The sequence below is a fragment of the Enterobacter genomosp. O genome, assembly GCF_001022965.1.
Classification (GTDB): domain Bacteria; phylum Pseudomonadota; class Gammaproteobacteria; order Enterobacterales; family Enterobacteriaceae; genus Enterobacter; species Enterobacter cloacae_L.
Map to the genome: position 1 here is coordinate 20,014 of NZ_LECZ01000004.1, position 18,101 is coordinate 38,114.

The window sequence follows — 18,101 nt, forward strand, 5'->3', positions numbered from 1 at the left end:
TGGCTGTATTAAATGACAAAATGATATAAAATAAAGTAAGTGCCTTTGCGGGAAAAATATAAGGGGGGGGTATGGCTGATTCAACGTATGATGCAGATAAAGAAGCCTACACTTATAATCATTTTGATATAAAGATTCAGTTAGCAAAAGTTGTTAGAGTTGTTCAGGATGTTAGAGATACAGGTGCGGCATTATTTGACCGCGCCTTAGACTGGTATTCAGAAGAAGATCAAGTAAAGGTATTAGATACTGTCACGTCAAATACCAAAGCTCTAACAAAGGTTGATGGTTTATGTAATTACCTTTGCCAACATTTAGAAAATGAATCACTGTATGCTCATGATCCAAAAATGGACAGATTCAACAACATGAGTACCAATGAGATTATCGACTATTATAAAAAAGTTACGAACGATTTAGAGAAACAAGTGAAAACTCTTGAGGGTATGACGATAATCACCCATCCATCACTTGAAAAAGAAAAGCCTTTAATGGCGTTCGTAATGGATGATGTAAAGCTTTACTCGTCTGCAATTTATAATTCTCTTGATGATATAGAACGGGCGCGTGACTTAAACCATGTTCGAACAGCCATAGCGAGAGGTGAGGAAGTACAGCCACGGCATATAGGGGCTGTTATCCCGCGAAAGTAGCTAGATCAGGGCGATAGTGGCGGCGCTCTGATTGACAGTAAGCCACATAACATATAGCGTCACTGGCGGGACGATAAGAAAATTTTAGGGGGTATTATGAATAAGGTTACTTTAGTTACTCTACTGGTATCAGCGTTTATGCTTTCTGGTTGTGATGATAAACAAGAAAAAATTGATTTCTATATGAAAGCTGAAAATGCAGGTGCTTATCATAAAGGCTTAGCGCTTTGTAAAACGGGTTCCAGCGAAGCAAAAGATTGTGACGCAATCTATGAGGTTCAGGGTATGAAGGAAAAAGATAAGGCTGCTGATAAAAAAGAGAACTTCAAAAAAGAATTCAGCTTTGATCATTGATCCTAAATTATTTATAAGCCCGTCAGACATGGCGGGTTTTTTTTAAAGTCAAAACAGGCTTAGCAGTGAAGGAGTTGCTTTTAGATTTTTCCCCCCCTCCCCTCCCCCATCGCATTTAATATATCAGCATATAAAAACAAACTTTATATTTACTATAATTATCTTGCCATTAGTGCCGTTTGGCACTATACTATATTTAGTTAGTTAACTGGAGCGAGGATAAACTAATGAATCACTTAGAGCAGTATTTGAATCGTATTTTTTCTTACAGCAATAAGCCATTAACGCCAGCGCAATTAAAAGAAACAGTAGAGGTAGCAGCAAGGAAAGATAATCTAACAGCAGAGGGTGTGCAGAGAAGTATTAAAAACAACATTAAGTAATTTATATCCCTGCTAGGCAGGGATTTTTTATATTTAATATAAAATACCATTGCTAAAAGTGCCATATGGCACTATAATTACTTTGTTCTCAGGTAAACATGAATAGCAAAGGTGATTTTATGAATATCGTTACTAAAACAACTCAGAATTACGCTAAAGCTCGCCAGTTAATTTTAGACTCTGATTTTTGCGATGAAAATAAACAACCATTTATTTGGGTATGCGTTGATGATGACAGTAGCGAACCAATGTTTAGTTTGTTTGCTAATGACGATGGATCTTTTTCTTATAAAGGCAACATCTGGCTCAGTGATGCAACCCGTGAGGAAATCCCCGCCTTTATCCGTGATGAAAAACATCTTCGCTCAGTTCTGGCGTTCGTGGCTCAGGACATGAAACCGCAGATAGCTGAATGTTTCAGCTAACCCGCCCCCTGACCTGCTTCGGCAGGTTTTTTTATATTTAATATAAATAGTAGTTGCAAAAGTGCCATATGGCACTATAATAGTATGTATAGAAAGCAGTTAGACACTCACACGGTTACTTAATGAAGGGGTTGAAAATGGCTACTACCAATATTGATAGCTTGAGCAAATTACGCAGCGTTGCTGAAAAAGGCGTTATCAAGCGCGCAGATAGTTACAAAGTGCTTTATTCCGAACTTAACATTAAGCCTGGTCATAACGTGCGCGGCATTTATCTTTCACAGGATGAATACTGGAACAGCGAGGAAGTTAAGGATTACATCAAGGGGCTTGCTTACAGCTATGCGCACAACATCAAAGTACCAGCTCTCTCAGTAATCGTGGAGGACGGAAAAATTTGGGTAAATAACGGTGAACACCGTTACCGTGCTATCGCCCTGGCTAAAGAGCTTTTTGGTGTGGATATTGAGTATGTTGATGTTGTTGAAGATGATGATCAGCTTACCTCTAACTCCGCGCGTAACCATACCCCGATTGAAATGGCCGTGCTGTACGAACGCTATAACACCGATAAAGGGCTGTCCGTTCAGGAGATCGCGGAACGTGCTGGTAAATCTGTACCGCATGTTTATAAGTACCTCACAGCAGTAAGAAAATGGCCTTCGGATCTGCTTGCTAAAGTACAAAGTGGTGAGTTGTCTTTCACGGCAGCACAAACCCTTTATGAAGAAACGCGCCGCAAGAAACCCGATGCGCCTGAAAATGTATCAGGTACAGATTTACCAAATGATGATAATGGTGAATCAGGTACAGTTTTACCAAAGGAAAACGACCAAAATTCACCCGATAACAACGTTCAGGACGTTACGAATGCTGCTCCAGCGGCTAGCAGTGGTGGTGAATCAGGTACAGATTTACCAAAAGGCGGCACTGATAAAGGGGCTACCAAGTCAAAGAAAAGCATCACAAAATCAATCTCTGACAGCCTTGTGAATCTCATTTTTGGGTTCGAGGCCGTTGAAACTGATAGTGGTTATCAGCTTAACCTCACCAAAGATCAGTACGAGGCAATCATTGCCCTGCAAAAAGAGATAGAAGCGGAAATTAAAGGTAAGTAAGGATAAAGGGGGCTTAAGCCCCCTCTTTCGTCTGGAGGCGGGTATGAATAACAATGATTATCTTAAAAGGTTCAGGGGCATGATTGACGTTCAGAACAGGAAGAACACAATCACCGGCGCTCTCGTTCTTGTTGGTATCATGGCGGTGTTGATGCCTGGTGCTATCTTTTGGTTTGTAAAAAGTGACTATGTAACTTATCCGTTACTTTCTTACTTAGGGCTTTTTGCCGTTGGCGCAGCCGCCGTAAAGAGATACAGCAAATCACGGTTAAGCCGGATGCACCTGGATAGCCGCGATCTCAGCCTTATTATTGATGCCGATCACCCGATTGCTCAAGATGTAATCATGCGTACCAGAGAAACGGGCAATTTTACCTACGCAGACCTAAATCAAATACTGGTAGGATATGAACGCCTTTCTGCGGCCTCAGAGTATGCCATAACGGGCGTAAACAAAAAGCTAAGGGTTGATACCGCTAGTAATGGAAAATGGCTTAGAATCGCTGCTAGGCCGCTAAAGCACATATCATTAAATATACTGGTATTCGTTATCATACTGGCTCAGTTGGGTGTTGCGGCTGGCATTTTGCCGACACTGCATGAAGTTTTTACAGGCCAACCGTTACCAAAGCTTTCTTTAAATTTGAGTGTCAGAGAAATAGTGACGCAGATAGCTATACCCAGAGGGATCACTATCGGCGCTTTGTACTTTGTGCGGCTATTAATAACTAAGCGTTACTAAAATTGTATTGTACAATACAATTTATGGTATTAGAGATATAACTTAAAACGGGAAAAATAAAATGAAGGGTGCAACGGTTTTATTATTAATGATATTAACGGCGTTAGCATTGAAACTCATAAATCATGCCTTAAGTAAAAGGCAGTGCAGGAAAATATACAAAAAGGCAGTAAAAGAAGGTGTAGGTGAAGAATTCCTTAGCATAGTTAGAAACTATGATAATAGAGCTAATGGTATTCGTTCTACCGAAATGGATGTTATATATCGCATTGCGCTAAGTGATGCTTTATCTTCAAAGATGAAACAGGCAAATAGTGAGTATAAAAAAGCCCCGTAAGGGGCATTATATCTAATATAACTCACTTCTTCCCAAACCACTCTCGTTGTATTAACCCTGCAACGCCCTTTCTGTAAGTGTTAATAAAATCCTGTTTTGCGGTTTCATCTTCCATGATTGATTTCCAGCGCAAAGAAGATTCAGCAACGAATCCCATTACAGAAAATATTTCATCCAATCTGTTTTGGATGATTTCACTAGATGATTTAAATTCACCATTTTTATTGTAATAGTCGGCTTCAATAAGAATATCTATTTCTTGTGCAGTTAACTCGTTCTTAGCGCCGATCTCAGTAGCTGCTTCCAGCGTTTTAGCGGCACGTTGCGGAGTATTCCCAAAATCAGCCAGGTCTAAATTATCAGTAAGTTTGCTCATGAAGCACCTCTTAAGCCTGTAAAGGAACCATTTTACCTAACAAGGAATCCATAGTAAAAGGCTGCCAGTACGACCGCTACAGCGAACGCAGAGGCGATAAAGCTTACACCAAAAACTTTGGCGTAACTGATACTTTCACTTTTACTGGCGCTTCCATCAACCTTGATTGATTTTAAGCGGTTTTCAGTCGATTGAGCATAATCACGGACATTTTCCTGAAAACCTTTAAGTTCGCTTTTGAGATGTTGCTCAACCTGATTATCTACCTTATCGACCAGGTTAAGAAAGTTTTCCGCACGTTCATTAAGCTGATCACTTACACGAACAGGAAACGAGTTTAAAGCCGTTTCAAGAGTGTTAAAACGATTGTTAATACGTTCTGATAACTGAGTGTCATAGATGCTTAGTAAAACATCCTGACCGAGTAATATAGCGATAAGGGGATCATCATCAGTAATTTTTATCCCTTTTTCAATGTACATATGCTTGAGCTTAGTTATCAACTCCTGATCTTTTTCAGTGCGATTTGATTGTTTGAGAAGTCCATCAGGAATCTCAACACTTGTTAACCTTTTTCCATCTTCACTCATAACGCCCCCTATAAATAAAGCCTGATAAAATCAGGCTTATTTAAAATTTAAGCTGTATAGATTTCATCTAACTGATCATAAACGGCCTTATATACTTTGTTGAGGCGCGTTTTTTGCATAATATTAAATTCGCTGCTTTGTTTTGCTTCTTCAAGTGTCAAGTTTTTAGAAGTAAGCGCTTTAATATCTGCGGTAAAAGCATCGCTCTTGCGATCTTCAATGACAACAACACCACCAAGACTATCAGTGAAGTTTTCAAAGAAAGGCGTTTCGATTAATGGTGTGCTAACACCTTTAACATCTACAATCGGAGTGCCTTTTAACTCATTAATCCATGCGACAACTTTAACGTTTGTACCCTTAACCATTTCACAAAGGGATTTAAAACCATTGAGCGTATCAGGCAGTTCTTGACCTGCCATAATGATTGTATGAAGGAATACAGGACGACCAAGCGACGAGAAGAAATCAACCAGATCGTTATCATAAAAATATTGCATCAAAGGAACGTAGGTGGAGGCTCCCGTATCGAGGACGAAAGTTATTTCCTCATTTGCTACGAAGCTCTCAATTACCTGGTCAAAATTAGATTGGAGAATAGTATTATTTTCCATGATTTTGATGAACTCAGGATTGAGCGCTTTAATACGGAAAGTAGAGGCATTAACCGGATCTGAATCGCTTGTACTTGTAGCGATGCGCTTATAATGAAGGAAATACTGACTCAGCGTTTGAGCAACGTAAGATTTACCAACACCACCCTTACCCGTCATAACTACGTTAATGCTGTTTGTGATAAATGCTGCTACTGGATGCAGTTTAGCATCATTTTCTTTTGCAACTTCTTTAGCCATTGTTATTCCCCTTCAATAATTCATCTAAACTAGGATTGGGATTCTGCTCAAACTTCGGAGCATCACTATTCATCTTTTTGAAAATTTTTGCGCCTTTGGGTAATTCTGCGCCGCCTGCATTTTGCGGTGCGGCTACAACTGGACGCTGATTCTGATATACCCCCCCATTACTGCTAAGCTGGTTTTGAGGGGTTTTCTTTAAATCACTTCTAATTCTATGGAGGGCATTAATAAAACTGCCCTTTGTCATTTCCAGATTATAGGGCGGTGATGTTAATGCTTCATAAACATCGTCTCTTGTACAACCTGAATTTAGATATGACTCTATCTCAGCAAATATTGATCGCAGAATCGCAATACTCTTACGCTTGTAAGATGTGGATTCATAGCTATTGAACGTGATCCGCTTTTCGCTGTCCATACAGCCCCCAAGTAACTAACTCGACTTAGATATTACCTCACCTAGAACTATTGTCAATGTTAGTTTGCTATCTTTTTGCTACTCATTTGCTATCTTTTAGCTATCCTTTTGCTATCTTACGCATATGTTAAGTCAGAAGTTGCTACCTTTATGCTATCTAAAAGCTACCCTTGTGCTATTTTTTTGCTATCATAGAAAAGGTCAAGGGAAACACCGAGGCACGTTAGCGATGTATACACTAGGTTTCACCTAGTATATAATCGCCGTGCCAAAGGGGGAAATCCCCTTTGAATCCCCTGATGCCGCCTAGTTCTACGAACAAGGCTAACAGCGCCAGAACAGGAGCCTCTACGAGTCATGCAAGAGAACGAAACCAAAAAAAACAAAAGTACCGTAGTATTGAGCCTCAGAGTTCCTGAATCTGAAGCTGCTATGTATGATGCAATGTGTAAAGATGCGAACCTAAGCCGCTCTGAACTTCTTCGCGCCATTATCAAAACAAAAACAAATGGCGGCGGCGTTGTTATTAACGCCCCGCAAAAGAAAGTAAAAAATCCTGATTACAGTAAACTCATTTTTTATTATAACAAAGCCAGCAATAATATTAACCAGATAGCTAAAAAAATTAATTCCGCTTTTGCGGCTAAGATAATCAGTGAAGAAGCTATGTTATCGGGGATTAAAGTTTTACAAGGTATTGAAAAGTTATTAGAAATGGGGCTTGAAAATGGCAATCGTAAGGGTTAGAGGTGGTAATGCTGGAATAGCTGAATATCTGCGTGAAGGGCAGAAGCAAGGCCGTGCCTTTAATCGTGACGAACTGGATATGAGAGTATGTCTTGAGGGGAATTTGGCACTTACAGAGAATATTATCAACGCCATTCCTGATAAGAACCAGGACAGATATTTACATATCACTATTAGCTTTCGTGAAAATGAAGTAGCTGTAGAAACTCTTGAGCAGGTTGTAAAAGAGTATAAATCAATGTTCCTCGCGGCGTATAAAGATGATGAAGTAAACTTTTATGCCGAAGCCCATCTACCTAAAATCAAGAGTATTACCGACAGGGCTACAGGCGAGGAAAAAGAGCGCAAGCCTCACGTACATATTGTTATTCCTAAACAAAACCTTCTTACTGGCGGCGCGTTAGATCCGGTTGGGCTTTATAAACATCATGAACGGTATCATGATGCCATTCAGGAAAAATTGAACCAGAAATTTAACCTTGAAAGCCCAAAAGATTTTGTACGTGTAACTGATGATAATCAGGCTCAGATTTTATCTAGGGTAAAAGCTGATACCTTTAAAGGATTCAGGGCTGACGTTAAAAAAGATGTTTTTGCAATAATTAATGACAAAGAAATCAAGAGTTATGATACGTTCATTAAGGAGTTGCAAAATAAATATAGCGAAGTGAGGATTCGCAATAAAGGAACGCCTAATGAGTATTTGGCTATCAAGACCAGTACAGAATCAAATTATATTAACTTAAAATCTCCGCTCTTTCAGCGGCAGTATATTGAGGAACGACGGTTAGAGAAACCTAAGCTTTCATTGAAACAGGTTGATAAACTGGTTGATGAATGGCAAAACCGTGTCAGTAAAGAAATTAAGTATATCAATAAAGCATCAAAGAAAGTCCAACATGCTTACCGCGCCGCCAGTGCCGAAGAAAAGCGTGAAATTATATTAAATAGAGAAAGGGGGTTGTATGAGCATACTGAAAGTTCTGGACGACGAGCCAATAGAGAAAAAAGCAATAAAGAGCCAGGTAATCAAAACCGTGGACATAAGCATATTGCCAACACTACCTTTGGCTTGCCAGAAGTGTTACCACGCGAACTGGTTCCTGACCTCGACGGATATGAACACTCAGGACGAGAGCGGGAGTATAACAGCAGCCAAGCCAAACAAAGCCGTGTGCTTTTGCGAGAAGTTCAGATCAGTAGTGTGGCAGACGGGCGGCAGCAAGAACATGAACATAACGGATTGCGATGGAGCGCACGAGATCCCCGTAGAGTAGAAAGCGTAACAGGTTCAATTGCTACAGCGCATATTGAAAAGAAAACAGTTGCTACTGAAAGCGAACTGGCAGAGTTCAAAAATATTCGCCAGTTACTTTCTGGTCAGCACTTGCTTAATCGCCTGTCAAATACTCACGGTATTGATGTAAATCAGTATACCGTTAAAAAAGCAAAAGATGGTTCGGACAGGATTAGCGCAGGTAAATTAAATCTGAATGTTTCAGATTTTCTTACTAAGGAAATGAAATTTACATGGAATGAGGCGAAATCTTATCTTCGTCAGTCGTATGACGAGCAGCTTAATAATGAAATGGCTAAGGCCAAGATAAAACTTCCTAAAGAAGCATGGCAAGAGTTTAATCAGAATTATCGTCCTGAATATTTCGGAAAAATTAAAGAGTTAAGAAAGGAATTAAACTATAATTGTAAGGTTATGCGTTATGAAACCAAGCAATCATACTTTAAGGAACGTGCTGAAATATTCAGTAGAAAAATGAGTTATGCAGAAAGAAAAGCGGCTCTTTCAGTCGCTGTCTTTAACAAATTGAAGCATGATAAGGAGGTTAGGCAGTATCAGTATGTACAAAGAAATCTACTTTCTCGTTTCGAAAAAGTAGAAACCGAGTTTTTAATCTCAAATTACATTCAGAATAGAGAAGGGGGTAATTATATGGGACGTTTATCAGACGTCATTGGCGGCGCTGCTGAAAAAAATGCTTTCAGCCCGTTTGAACCTGAATATGGCATCAATCTTAAACGCCATTATAACGAGATCAATCAAAATGAAGAATTTAATGAGCGGCAGAAAAAACGCCTCGCATTAAATGATTTAACACCATCTAAACAGGATAATGGTGATGTTAAATATAAAACTTCACTGTTAGGCACTGCGTTTATAGATAAGGGAGATAAAATTGAGTTCCCGACGCTGATTAGCGATAAAGATAAAATTGCGTTAGGTCTTGAACTTGCCGCAGAAAAGTATAAAGGGAAAATTCAGCTTACAGGTATGCCAGGCTTTAAGGAAAAGGCTATTGAAATAGCAGCCGAGCGCGGGCTTGAGGTTGAGTTCAGACCTAAAAAATATCAGGAGCGTTTTGAAGAACTCAAACAGCAGTTCGCCCAGGAACGAGCAGAACGTAGCGGCGCAACTCAGGAACAGGCCAACAGCAGCGGCGCAAATTCCAGCAAGCCGCAGCAGGAACGAGAGGCGCAGTCAGAGCTTACGTTAACCGGCTTTAAGGCAAGGGATCTACCTTACAATGAGCTTTCAAGAGATAGCGTAAGAGAGCTTGCTGTTACGCTTTCAGAAAGAAATATCTCTTTTAAGGAGCTTGCGGAGAATGCCAAAACATCCCCCGATAAGAGTGTTGGTGAGCTTATCGAGCAGATCGCAACTAAACCTGAATTTTCGCGTTCGGCTACTGGTCTTGAGCTTCATGTAACAACCATGTTTGACCAGGAAAGCAACAGGACTAAAATTCTTGTTAATGACCTTCCTATGGATATTTACATTCAAACGGCCTCAGAAATCGCCCAGACCGATCCTGACGTTATTAGAATGCCATTGCTTGCTAATGAGGAACTTAGCCAGTTCACACCGCAGCAGCTTGAACAAGGTTATGCAGAAGGAGAGGTTAGTATTCCGGCTGTAACCATTAACGAAAATGGGCGTAGCGTCAATAAGGATATTCGTGTTGAGTTTGAAGCGATGGAAAATGACTCAACCGCCTATCGCGTAATAGTCAATGGACAACCAATGAAAGAGATCCACAAACCGGAGCAGGGCGGCAACATCGAGCAGTATGAAAAAGAAATGGCGGTTGTATCTAGTATAAAAAAAGCACTGGAGGAAAAAGGCATATCTACCATGAGCTATTTCAGCGATGCTCACAACTCGCCAACTGCTCAGGTTGACCGCGATATTCGTAAAGCTGAAATGGAACTTTCTAAGGAATTGATACGCCATGATCAGTACGTGAAATCAGGTAACTCAGAGACAGCCAGAGAGCATAAGGCCGAAGTGCTGGACTATCTTAAGGATAAAATCGCAACGGCTAAAGAAGCGCGTGAAAATGTGCTTGAGGCGTTCGCTAAGAACGGCAGCAGTAGTGAACAGGCAAAAGCTAAAGAAATGGTTATCGTGGCTTCCAAGCTGCCTAAAGACTTCCTTTTAGGCGGGGATGGTAAAGCGTATAACGATGCGTTTATGCCTAAACCTTTCCAGGCATCAACCCCGCAACGGGAAAAGCATACGCAAGACCAAGCCAAACCATCACAACAGCCCAAAATATCCTTTGATCGTTAACCATGATAACCCGTCCTTAGAGGCGGGTTTTTTTGTGTCGCAGGGCAGGGGGGTAATTTATGCTCAAAATAACTGAACGTGCGTTATCGCGGGGCGGGAATGCTAAGTGACTGCTTTTAAAGAAAACGCACTGAACGCCGGCGAGCTGGCCAGCTGCGACCGCGTGAGCCTCTCGCGCCTGATTCCGTCAATTATTTTGGCGTATTATCCGCTCCTCAGCCGCGCTGTTCGTTCCTCGCTTCGCTGCGGTACGCCTCAGCACGGCTTGCGGTGCGGTTCGACTAAAAAAAAGGCCGCATTGCGGCCTATCTATCGTATCGCACCAGTTCATCAGGTTTTGACAGGAAACCTTGAATTTGTTGTTCGTGCATCGATGGATCGTAATTTTCATCAGGCGGATAATACATATCAGCAATAAACCATTCTTCCTGGTTTAGTTCTTCCTTGCTTACATTACACGCTCTATCTAGCCAATCCCAACGCCCTTTTTTGTTGAAAATAACCTTCCCATGCGGCATACCAACCCCCTTATCAAAACTAATCAGGCCACTTACCGCCCTTTAGATTAATTTTTATATAGCCGAACCCAGTCGATGATTTCATCAAGCTGCTGATTATCCAGTTCAGAGCAATTTGCAAAAATAGACGCTGCTACTTGTCCTTGCTGTTTCTCAGTTGATGAGCCTACGCCTAAATCGGCTCCCATACCTTGCAAACCTTCATCTGTCAGAACGCGCCTACCTTTTTTTGTCACGAACTGTTCAGCCTTAATATTCATAATTATGCTCCTTAACTCTCATTTATAATTACAACATACTACAACATACAGCAAAAAGGGCTTCGTAAGAAGCCCTTTATATTTAATATAATTCAGTATTCCGATAACCAACCCCCTCGCTTGTTAACGGTTTTAGCCATTCTCGCTTTCTTTACGTTCTGGCGGCAGCGTTTTTTATCTTCTGATTTAATAGCTATTACATCACGATCAAAAAATGATTTAGTTTTCATATTTCACACCTTCTGATTAGGTTGACGATTAGCGGCTTTTAAATCAAGACGCAGAGAAGCAAGATAAAAGTTATAAGCAATGTCGTTTTTCGCACCTGCCTGGACTAAGCTATTAAATCGCTGGCTGGTTTCATGGATAATTTTACGTTGAGATTTAGCTTGCATGTAATCACCTCAAAAGTGCCGTATGGAACTAATGATTAGTATAGTGCCGCATGGCACTTTTGCAAGTCTTTTTGCTATCTTTTTGCTATCGTTTAGCTACCCAATTGCTACCGAAAAGCTACCTTTTCGCTATCAAGTGGGGGAGGGGGTATTACTGCGAGGACTCATTGATTTTTCCAATCATACGGCGACGAGTGATCCAAAATATCAATTGGCATGAAAGGGAAGAAAATAGGATAATTTCAATGTCGGAAACGGCAACCCTCCTTAAATTGAAAGGTCAGTAAGATGATCATCGAACTAATCAAAAACCTACCTCAAATCATCCTCGCTATTGCCACTCTTATCACTGCCGTAACGCAGCTCGTGAAGGTACTTAGAAGCAAAAAGAAATAAAATAAAAGCCCCTTCGGGGGCTTTTATTATTTCTTTTGTGCCAGATAAGTAAGTAAGTTTCCCAAAAAAACAGAACCGTTTAAAGTGTTTGCAAGGATTAATAATATCATGCCTATCCCTCTACCAAAGTAAAGGACTTCACTTATATGAGCGTTATTATTCATACTAGGTAATATAAATAGAAAAGTGAAGAATCCAAAAAGGAATTTAGCACAATCCCATCTTAAACTTTTGATAGTGATATTGTTTTTCATTACATATTACCTTTGTTCTTTGTTTTTAATATAAAGTAGCGCCTTTTCAATAAATCTTGCACCATACCCCGCTACTAAAAATATAAGCACGCAATATGAAATGACCCTCAGTATCATTATGGCGATAGAGTCACTGGATGATGTAAATTTAGTTAATGATGCTAAGAAAATACATAATAACGCAAAGAAATAAAAAGCAGCGCTCTTAACATCTTCAATCTCAACAATATCCTTCTGTTCTTTAATGTTGTCGGACATACCCTTACCTCTTATTTTACAAATTTCCAAGCTGATTTAGGGACTTTATCAAAAATCTTATGACAAGCTAACTCAGCGCGTCTATGGTCTGCGGCTGCCTGAAAAGCGTTATAATCTTCTTTACTTATTTTTGGTTCCATGTGTTCAACTACTTTTTCAAGCGTTTCATCGTTATTGGAACGTCGAAATTTAAGTAGATATTCCAATTTATCCATTTAATCATTTTTCCAGTAAGTAATACCATCATCACATTTATAAGCCGTCTGATCTGATGTTGAATTTGTAAAAACGCCCGTTGCCGCTTGTCCGTTTGTTGTTACTCCAACACCAGTTTCAATAGAAGAATTGCCGTCCTTTTTAGCTATAACATTGCAATGCTCACCTGCCCACTTTTTCCATTCTTCTTTTTTAATCTCTGAATCAGCAGATGAATATAAAATGGCAAAAGCAAAAACAGCTACAAGCGCTGTACCTAACACCCAATCCCAAAGACCTCTATAACACATCCAGACTATCAAAACGACCAAACCAGAAGCGCAAGCTATCCCCAAAGGATCATGCAGGTAGCCTATCAATATATTTAAATAATTCTCTACTGGATTCCTGTTCATAATTAATCCTCCTTTGTATCAAATACCCCAAAGACAGGATAAATTTCTTGAGGAACCCGACCAGTAATCACAAGGAACTTACGCCAGATTCCATAAGGAATAGGTTTCTCACCGTTCCTGTATTCTCTGATACGTCGGCTTGCACCGTTTGAATGAATCCCTAACAAAACGGCAAGGCTACTATCAGACCCATACTCAGGGAAGGTAGATTTAAATTGCTCAAACCATGCGTTAACGAGCGAATGAGGCGGTGCAATCCAGCCTTGTTCTACCGTCAAAAAATACCGTTCATCCAGGGTGGAATAATCAACGGCTTTTGCTTTAGGGTAGGGCGCAGCCGCAGCATTCGATTGCAAAGCTAAAATTGATTGCTCAATCCCCCGTTTAAAGATCTCCATACGCTGCAATTTAATCGATGGGAGATCTATTTTTATTCCGGTTTTCATGCTTGACCTCTTAAAACCCGTCTTTCAGTGAAAAGAAAATAAAAGAATTATAACTAATATAAATTCTTTATAGTGTCGATTAGTCCTCAACTAACTTCGCTAAGGCGAAGCCGCTAAGCGGAGCACCAAAAATATATGTCAGACTCAAATAATGTAAATGTATTTTAGATAACTCTATTGACCAGTTGTAATAAGACATAAACAAATAGCCAACAAAGTAAACAGCTATTGGTATTACTACACAATAATAAGCATAATTACGCTCTCTACCTTCCCTGATCGCTTTACGATTATCCCTTGCAATAGCGGGGCAAAGGGAAGTGAAGATAGCACCTAACACAGCCATAAACAGGAGTATACGCCACCAATTAGCAGGCAAATACTCGCTCGTTTTGTAACAAGCGTAAAAGAAAGCCATATATACAAAGAATTGCAAAACGGCAAAGACAATAAGGTTTTTTGTCAACAATCGTTTACTTTCAACAAGCGGCATAAAATTAATCTCTTTTTATAAAGGTAGGGGGCTAACCCCCTCCTTTGTTTAGCGCGGTTTCAGGACGATGTTTTTAACGTCAGAAACCTTGATGTTAACCAGGCTAAGCGATCCCGTTGCTACTGGTTCCCATACCTTTGATTGATGCAAGTGAAGGAAGCAGTAATAAAGGTAACGTGAAAGAACCAGATCCTGCCTTGTTACCTTAACTCCTATACTTTCAGGGTTGAAAGTGTAGGAGGGTTCGCCAACGGTTTTTAAAGAGCCTCGACGAACTATCCAAAAATCAGCATCAGGGAAATTCGTCTTAATGGTTGCAACATCAGAAAGTTTCATTCGTTTCCTTAGAGGGCTTAGCCTTCTCGGAACGAGTGGCTTTCTGTCGCCCCCGCAGGAACTATATTAGGCGTTTTGCGCCTAATATGCAAGAGTATTTATTATTTTTTGTACCCATTAACCTTTTAAGGCCAAAATGGATCTTTAAAAAAGTCGGAAATAAGCAGCAAACTTTTATTATCAAGCACCTTAGCCGCATGTACGAAATCAAAAGAAGCATTAAGTATGTTGTAACTATTTTCTTCATCTTTCCCTAACCATACACGCGCAAAGAAAACAGCCATGATGTATTCTCCGCTACTCAACACTGTCAGCGCGTGTTTAAACGCCTCTAAGCGTATCTCCCGACTTTCCCAATTCCAAAGGCCGTACAGGGTAGGGTACTTGCTTACAAGCTGTCTAAACCGCTCCTGATTAATACTTAGGTTTTCCATAGCCATTACTCCTTATGCTGATTATGTAATTTTCGCCATTTCCACGGCTCGATTGCTTCATTGTCGTGCCACAGGCCGAGCCGGTTCTTACGCGCTTCGTTTTCCTCGCGCTCCATCGCCTTACTGGATGGTTCGTTATGGTAACGATACGCCCACGCATAACCATTTTTAACCATTTCCGCATTGACCAGGTAAGACAAGCATTCTCGATCACACTTCTTAACGTACACTTGCGCCAGCGTTCTGCCATAACGATCTGTTCCCATGCTTCTGACTGCTACCGCGTCGGCATCCTTCACAAAGTCGGTTAGGAACTGTTTTGCTTTCTGGCCGTATGGCTGCTTTTTCTCAGGTGCATCAATATCGATCAGACGAACACGTAGAGTTTTATTATCCTCTGTAACCTCTAACGTATCGCCATCGAGGATGCGTGTCACAGTTGCAGCCAGCGAGAGGGAAGGGAGGAAACATACAACAATGACCCAATAAGCTAACTTCCGTTTCATTATTTCGCCTTATTAAGTTGCTCAAGAAATGCAGAAACATCTTTGAAATGAAATTTTCGTTTCTTGTTCCAGCCTACAGAAATTGGTTTAGGTAAGGGAATGCCTTTATAGACCTGCTCATGTTCAAGAAGATAAGCTAACTCACCTTCAGTTATTTTAATGGATTCTGCAAAGCTCTTAAAATCAATTGTAAGCATACCTGTATTAGCCGCCATATTAACCAACCCTTACACTATTAAAGTGAGTGTAGATTTACTATTTGTACGTTCGCAGGGGTAACGTGTACTGTTTCACCTTTATGAATGATGTTATCAGGGGCTTTAATTTCATTACTGATAAAGCTTACTCCATACTGTTTATTACGGCATGTTTTTTGATTAAACCAAATAACCTTTGTTTCTGGTTTATTTACAGGATGGACAAGAATCCCCGTCATAACGCAACCTGTAGCTGGTTCATCCAGCGAAATGTTAGCTGAATCGCTATCTTTGAAGTAATAATTTAGCGGCAGCGGGGCGGCATGAGTCGCAAAAGTGAAAAGCATTAAAGATACCAGGCTGGTTTTATTAAGCTTCATTGTAATAATCGCTCCGCTAATTTAAAAGGAAGGGCGCTGGTACACGCTACCCGTTAAATCCATATTAGGCTCAAAGCGCCTAATATGCAATAGCAACGAACAAAAAAAAGTGCCATTAGGCACACAACCGCAACAGGCGCATACTCAGATCTGTTCAAAGGGTAGGGCTAAACTAGTGCCGTTTGGCACTGATTTAACATAACAATGATTATGCGCACTAAGTTATTGATATGTAAGTATTATCTATCTGGCTGGCGCTGCACCAATCAGCCGCAGCGCCTTATCTACTTCTTCAAGACCGAAGATCTCTATTGACGGCCATTCTTTACCAGAAAGCTCACAGGCAAGACAGGCGGCATTGTATGAATTTAGCCGCTCACGGTGCAATGCTTGCAAAGCTACAACAATAATGGTTCTCTCATCACCCTTTAGATCTTGAATGCTCATTTCTGCCTCCTTCAACTCTTTGAATTGATATTCAGGACTTTGTTTTTCCACTCATCAAAGCTCAGGTCACTTTTATAGAAGGTTTTCCACTTTGTATAATGCTCAAAAGTTGCATCATTTAGATCATCCTTTTCGCATTTTTTTTTATTCTGCCGAGTAATAATTTTACCTTTACGCTTTTGCATTTTATCATACAAGCGTAAAAAACGAGCGCCAAAAATGTATTTAATATAATTCCGCTCTAAGAGTTCAGCAATATAACCAGCTATATTAACCGTTGCATGGAATGTAGCGTATACAATTACACATAAGAACAAACCAGCCATAAAAAACTGCATTATTTCAGGAAACGAAAACTCTAACCTATCCCACCACGAACTATACTCATGAATTGATTGAGGGAAAGAGCCTTTCTTTCCTATCAGCGAATCAATAAGAAAGGACGAAAGCCACATAATAGGATTAAAAACACCAAACAAAGAAGCAATTGAGTAATAGCAGCTTGCGAGTATCACAGTGCAACTTAATAAAAAATCCAATAATCTAATATGCAGCAATTTATATTTTAATTTATTTTTCATATCAATTCCCCTCAACAATCAAATCAACTTTACAATCACCGCACATCAGGTTAGCGCTAGGTTTCGCCCACGCTTTCAAACCACACTCAGGGCAGCAGAACGTCGCACGGCCTGTAGCGCCCTTTACAGGGGGTTTAATCATTATCCCTGCATCAGCATCATCATTACCATCAATAATCGCAGCCTTGCCTTTGCTTACTGTCTCAGTAAGCTTACTGATAAGCTCCTTATCGTTTTTGTCTGTTACCTTGAGCCAATCATCAAGAATATCGAGATTGGCCTTTGAAGGGATTACAGCCCCCTCAGACCACTTATCATACCAGGAGATCGAAAAGCCATTTTTAAGCAGGTCATAAACTGCGGTCTGAAAGCGCCCACCGCGAATAATGTAATGCGTCATTTGCTGCCCCGTCTTTTTTCCGCCAGGCATTCCCGTATTAGACGGCATCAAACCTACTTCTTCCATCTTCTTGCCCCAAACCCGATCATGATACCCGCCCCTGCACTGCTTTACGCCTGGCGTGTAATGCTGCCATACGTGAACCATTTCATGACAAAGCGTAGAGAGCGTATCAGCGAGCGAGCGACCACCAAAATAATCTGGATTCATCGCCAGTTCGGACAACACCGACTCCCCCGCAAAACGTGACGGAGCAAAATAGCCGAAGGTGTTACGCCCCCGCTGTAGAGTCAGAAGCATATCCGGCAGATCACCATTAAAAAGCGTTGTATTGAAAAAATCGTATGCTTGCTGGAGTTCGCTGTAGGCTTTGATTGCTGGCTTCATCTCTTTCTTCTCATTTTGTATTGTACAATACAATTATAGTGCCATTCGGCACTATTGCAAGCGATTAATACGCCAAAATAATTGACGGAATCAGGCGCGAGAGGCTCAGGCGGTCGCAGCTGGCCAGCTCGCCGGCGTTCAGTGCGTTTTCTTTAAAAGCAGTCACTTAGCATTCCCGCCCCGCGATAACGCACGTTCAGTTATTTTGAGCAAGGC

At 40.6% G+C, this 18,101-nt stretch carries 31 protein-coding genes; 10 read left to right on the plus strand and 21 right to left on the minus strand.

Annotated features, from left to right (window positions below):
• Nucleotides 1–71: 71 nt before the first annotated feature.
• The 7 genes from ABR39_RS00405 (at nucleotide 72) to ABR39_RS00430 (ending at nucleotide 4,012) form a co-directional block, all read left to right on the plus strand.
• Nucleotides 72–653, plus strand: a complete 582-nt coding sequence (locus tag ABR39_RS00405; protein WP_000785685.1) for a hypothetical protein — start codon at nucleotides 72–74, stop codon at nucleotides 651–653.
• A gap of 96 nt (nucleotides 654–749) precedes the next feature.
• A complete protein-coding gene (locus ABR39_RS00410) occupies nucleotides 750–1,007 on the plus strand; it encodes a hypothetical protein (protein ID WP_006882049.1) in 258 nt (85 codons plus the stop codon).
• A gap of 227 nt (nucleotides 1,008–1,234) precedes the next feature.
• Nucleotides 1,235–1,390, plus strand: a complete 156-nt coding sequence (locus ABR39_RS25940; RefSeq protein WP_001015891.1) for a hypothetical protein — start codon at nucleotides 1,235–1,237, stop codon at nucleotides 1,388–1,390.
• Between the two features lie 119 nt (nucleotides 1,391–1,509).
• Nucleotides 1,510–1,815 carry a hypothetical protein gene (locus ABR39_RS00415; protein ID WP_225396203.1) on the plus strand — a complete coding sequence of 102 codons (306 nt, stop codon included), beginning with the start codon at nucleotides 1,510–1,512 and terminating at the stop codon, nucleotides 1,813–1,815.
• A gap of 137 nt (nucleotides 1,816–1,952) precedes the next feature.
• On the plus strand, nucleotides 1,953–2,933 hold the full coding sequence (locus tag ABR39_RS00420) for a ParB/RepB/Spo0J family partition protein (protein ID WP_000246370.1): 981 nt from the start codon (nucleotides 1,953–1,955) through the stop codon (nucleotides 2,931–2,933).
• A gap of 43 nt (nucleotides 2,934–2,976) precedes the next feature.
• Nucleotides 2,977–3,675: a hypothetical protein gene (locus tag ABR39_RS00425; protein ID WP_001063220.1), complete on the plus strand. Its 699-nt coding sequence runs from the start codon at nucleotides 2,977–2,979 to the stop codon at nucleotides 3,673–3,675.
• Between the two features lie 61 nt (nucleotides 3,676–3,736).
• The gene (locus tag ABR39_RS00430) at nucleotides 3,737–4,012 is read left to right on the plus strand and encodes a hypothetical protein (RefSeq protein ID WP_000675433.1); all 276 of its coding nucleotides are present in this window, start codon (nucleotides 3,737–3,739) and stop codon (nucleotides 4,010–4,012) included.
• A gap of 22 nt (nucleotides 4,013–4,034) precedes the next feature.
• Here ABR39_RS00430 and ABR39_RS00435 read toward each other — a convergent pair whose 3' ends face one another.
• From ABR39_RS00435 to ABR39_RS00450, 4 genes are read right to left on the minus strand one after another with little or no spacing between them, the layout of a single operon-like run.
• Complete coding sequence (locus ABR39_RS00435) at nucleotides 4,035–4,388, minus strand: hypothetical protein (RefSeq protein WP_000041076.1); 354 nt, start codon at nucleotides 4,386–4,388, stop codon at nucleotides 4,035–4,037.
• Between the two features lie 32 nt (nucleotides 4,389–4,420).
• Nucleotides 4,421–4,978, minus strand: coding sequence for a hypothetical protein (locus ABR39_RS00440; protein ID WP_006882065.1), 558 nt, complete (start codon nucleotides 4,976–4,978; stop codon nucleotides 4,421–4,423).
• Between the two features lie 47 nt (nucleotides 4,979–5,025).
• Nucleotides 5,026–5,832: a conjugal transfer protein TraL gene (locus ABR39_RS00445; protein WP_001051252.1), complete on the minus strand. Its 807-nt coding sequence runs from the start codon at nucleotides 5,830–5,832 to the stop codon at nucleotides 5,026–5,028.
• Nucleotides 5,825–6,253 (minus strand): hypothetical protein, encoded by a 429-nt coding sequence (locus ABR39_RS00450; protein WP_000376639.1) that lies wholly within the window; start codon nucleotides 6,251–6,253, stop codon nucleotides 5,825–5,827. The genes ABR39_RS00445 and ABR39_RS00450 overlap by 8 nt, the downstream gene beginning before the upstream one ends.
• Before the next feature lie 357 nt (nucleotides 6,254–6,610).
• Here ABR39_RS00450 and ABR39_RS00455 point away from each other — a divergent pair, with 357 nt between their 5' ends.
• The 3 genes from ABR39_RS00455 to ABR39_RS25945 all read left to right on the plus strand — a co-directional run bounded on the left by ABR39_RS00455 (nucleotide 6,611) and on the right by ABR39_RS25945 (nucleotide 11,004).
• Nucleotides 6,611–7,000 carry a ribbon-helix-helix domain-containing protein gene (locus tag ABR39_RS00455; RefSeq protein WP_001157192.1) on the plus strand — a complete coding sequence of 130 codons (390 nt, stop codon included), beginning with the start codon at nucleotides 6,611–6,613 and terminating at the stop codon, nucleotides 6,998–7,000.
• Nucleotides 6,981–10,586 carry an LPD7 domain-containing protein gene (locus ABR39_RS00460; protein WP_001018983.1) on the plus strand — a complete coding sequence of 1,202 codons (3,606 nt, stop codon included), beginning with the start codon at nucleotides 6,981–6,983 and terminating at the stop codon, nucleotides 10,584–10,586. The genes ABR39_RS00455 and ABR39_RS00460 overlap by 20 nt, the downstream gene beginning before the upstream one ends.
• Before the next feature lie 106 nt (nucleotides 10,587–10,692).
• Nucleotides 10,693–11,004, plus strand: coding sequence for a hypothetical protein (locus ABR39_RS25945; protein WP_000123576.1), 312 nt, complete (start codon nucleotides 10,693–10,695; stop codon nucleotides 11,002–11,004).
• A 147-nt stretch (nucleotides 11,005–11,151) separates the two neighbouring features.
• On the opposite strand, the gene ABR39_RS00470 is transcribed toward ABR39_RS25945, so the two are convergent.
• The 17 genes from ABR39_RS00470 to ABR39_RS00540 all read right to left on the minus strand — a co-directional run bounded on the left by ABR39_RS00470 (nucleotide 11,152) and on the right by ABR39_RS00540 (nucleotide 17,885).
• A complete protein-coding gene (locus ABR39_RS00470; RefSeq protein ID WP_001021752.1) occupies nucleotides 11,152–11,364 on the minus strand; it encodes a hypothetical protein in 213 nt (70 codons plus the stop codon).
• Between the two features lie 92 nt (nucleotides 11,365–11,456).
• On the minus strand, nucleotides 11,457–11,594 hold the full coding sequence (locus tag ABR39_RS25950) for a hypothetical protein (RefSeq protein WP_153594529.1): 138 nt from the start codon (nucleotides 11,592–11,594) through the stop codon (nucleotides 11,457–11,459).
• A gap of 3 nt (nucleotides 11,595–11,597) precedes the next feature.
• Nucleotides 11,598–11,759 carry a hypothetical protein gene (locus ABR39_RS25955; RefSeq protein ID WP_001148152.1) on the minus strand — a complete coding sequence of 54 codons (162 nt, stop codon included), beginning with the start codon at nucleotides 11,757–11,759 and terminating at the stop codon, nucleotides 11,598–11,600.
• A gap of 422 nt (nucleotides 11,760–12,181) precedes the next feature.
• The gene (locus ABR39_RS00480; protein ID WP_000794398.1) at nucleotides 12,182–12,409 is read right to left on the minus strand and encodes a hypothetical protein; all 228 of its coding nucleotides are present in this window, start codon (nucleotides 12,407–12,409) and stop codon (nucleotides 12,182–12,184) included.
• A gap of 6 nt (nucleotides 12,410–12,415) precedes the next feature.
• Nucleotides 12,416–12,667 (minus strand): hypothetical protein, encoded by a 252-nt coding sequence (locus tag ABR39_RS00485; protein ID WP_001282485.1) that lies wholly within the window; start codon nucleotides 12,665–12,667, stop codon nucleotides 12,416–12,418.
• Nucleotides 12,668–12,678: 11 nt separating this feature from the next.
• Entirely contained in the window at nucleotides 12,679–12,882 is a 204-nt protein-coding gene (locus ABR39_RS00490; protein WP_000359238.1) for an Hha/YmoA family nucleoid-associated regulatory protein, read from the minus strand.
• Complete coding sequence (locus tag ABR39_RS00495) at nucleotides 12,883–13,278, minus strand: hypothetical protein (RefSeq protein ID WP_001081415.1); 396 nt, start codon at nucleotides 13,276–13,278, stop codon at nucleotides 12,883–12,885.
• A gap of 2 nt (nucleotides 13,279–13,280) precedes the next feature.
• On the minus strand, nucleotides 13,281–13,724 hold the full coding sequence (locus ABR39_RS00500; protein WP_000847771.1) for a hypothetical protein: 444 nt from the start codon (nucleotides 13,722–13,724) through the stop codon (nucleotides 13,281–13,283).
• A 79-nt stretch (nucleotides 13,725–13,803) separates the two neighbouring features.
• Entirely contained in the window at nucleotides 13,804–14,217 is a 414-nt protein-coding gene (locus ABR39_RS00505; protein ID WP_001131682.1) for a hypothetical protein, read from the minus strand.
• A 48-nt stretch (nucleotides 14,218–14,265) separates the two neighbouring features.
• Nucleotides 14,266–14,553 carry a hypothetical protein gene (locus tag ABR39_RS00510; RefSeq protein ID WP_000777021.1) on the minus strand — a complete coding sequence of 96 codons (288 nt, stop codon included), beginning with the start codon at nucleotides 14,551–14,553 and terminating at the stop codon, nucleotides 14,266–14,268.
• A 125-nt stretch (nucleotides 14,554–14,678) separates the two neighbouring features.
• A complete protein-coding gene (locus ABR39_RS00515) occupies nucleotides 14,679–14,987 on the minus strand; it encodes a hypothetical protein (protein ID WP_131701692.1) in 309 nt (102 codons plus the stop codon).
• A 5-nt stretch (nucleotides 14,988–14,992) separates the two neighbouring features.
• Entirely contained in the window at nucleotides 14,993–15,493 is a 501-nt protein-coding gene (locus ABR39_RS00520; protein WP_000823564.1) for a thermonuclease family protein, read from the minus strand.
• A complete protein-coding gene (locus tag ABR39_RS00525; protein ID WP_000729819.1) occupies nucleotides 15,493–15,708 on the minus strand; it encodes a hypothetical protein in 216 nt (71 codons plus the stop codon). Before ABR39_RS00525 ends, ABR39_RS00520 begins: the two co-directional genes overlap by 1 nt.
• A 20-nt stretch (nucleotides 15,709–15,728) precedes the next feature.
• Nucleotides 15,729–16,070 carry a hypothetical protein gene (locus tag ABR39_RS24460; RefSeq protein ID WP_000773637.1) on the minus strand — a complete coding sequence of 114 codons (342 nt, stop codon included), beginning with the start codon at nucleotides 16,068–16,070 and terminating at the stop codon, nucleotides 15,729–15,731.
• A 243-nt stretch (nucleotides 16,071–16,313) separates the two neighbouring features.
• Nucleotides 16,314–16,517, minus strand: coding sequence for a hypothetical protein (locus ABR39_RS00530; RefSeq protein ID WP_000027026.1), 204 nt, complete (start codon nucleotides 16,515–16,517; stop codon nucleotides 16,314–16,316).
• A gap of 11 nt (nucleotides 16,518–16,528) precedes the next feature.
• Nucleotides 16,529–17,098 (minus strand): hypothetical protein, encoded by a 570-nt coding sequence (locus ABR39_RS00535; protein ID WP_000791646.1) that lies wholly within the window; start codon nucleotides 17,096–17,098, stop codon nucleotides 16,529–16,531.
• A gap of 1 nt (nucleotide 17,099) precedes the next feature.
• Entirely contained in the window at nucleotides 17,100–17,885 is a 786-nt protein-coding gene (locus ABR39_RS00540; RefSeq protein ID WP_000801175.1) for a SprT-like domain-containing protein, read from the minus strand.
• Nucleotides 17,886–18,101 lie beyond the last annotated feature (216 nt).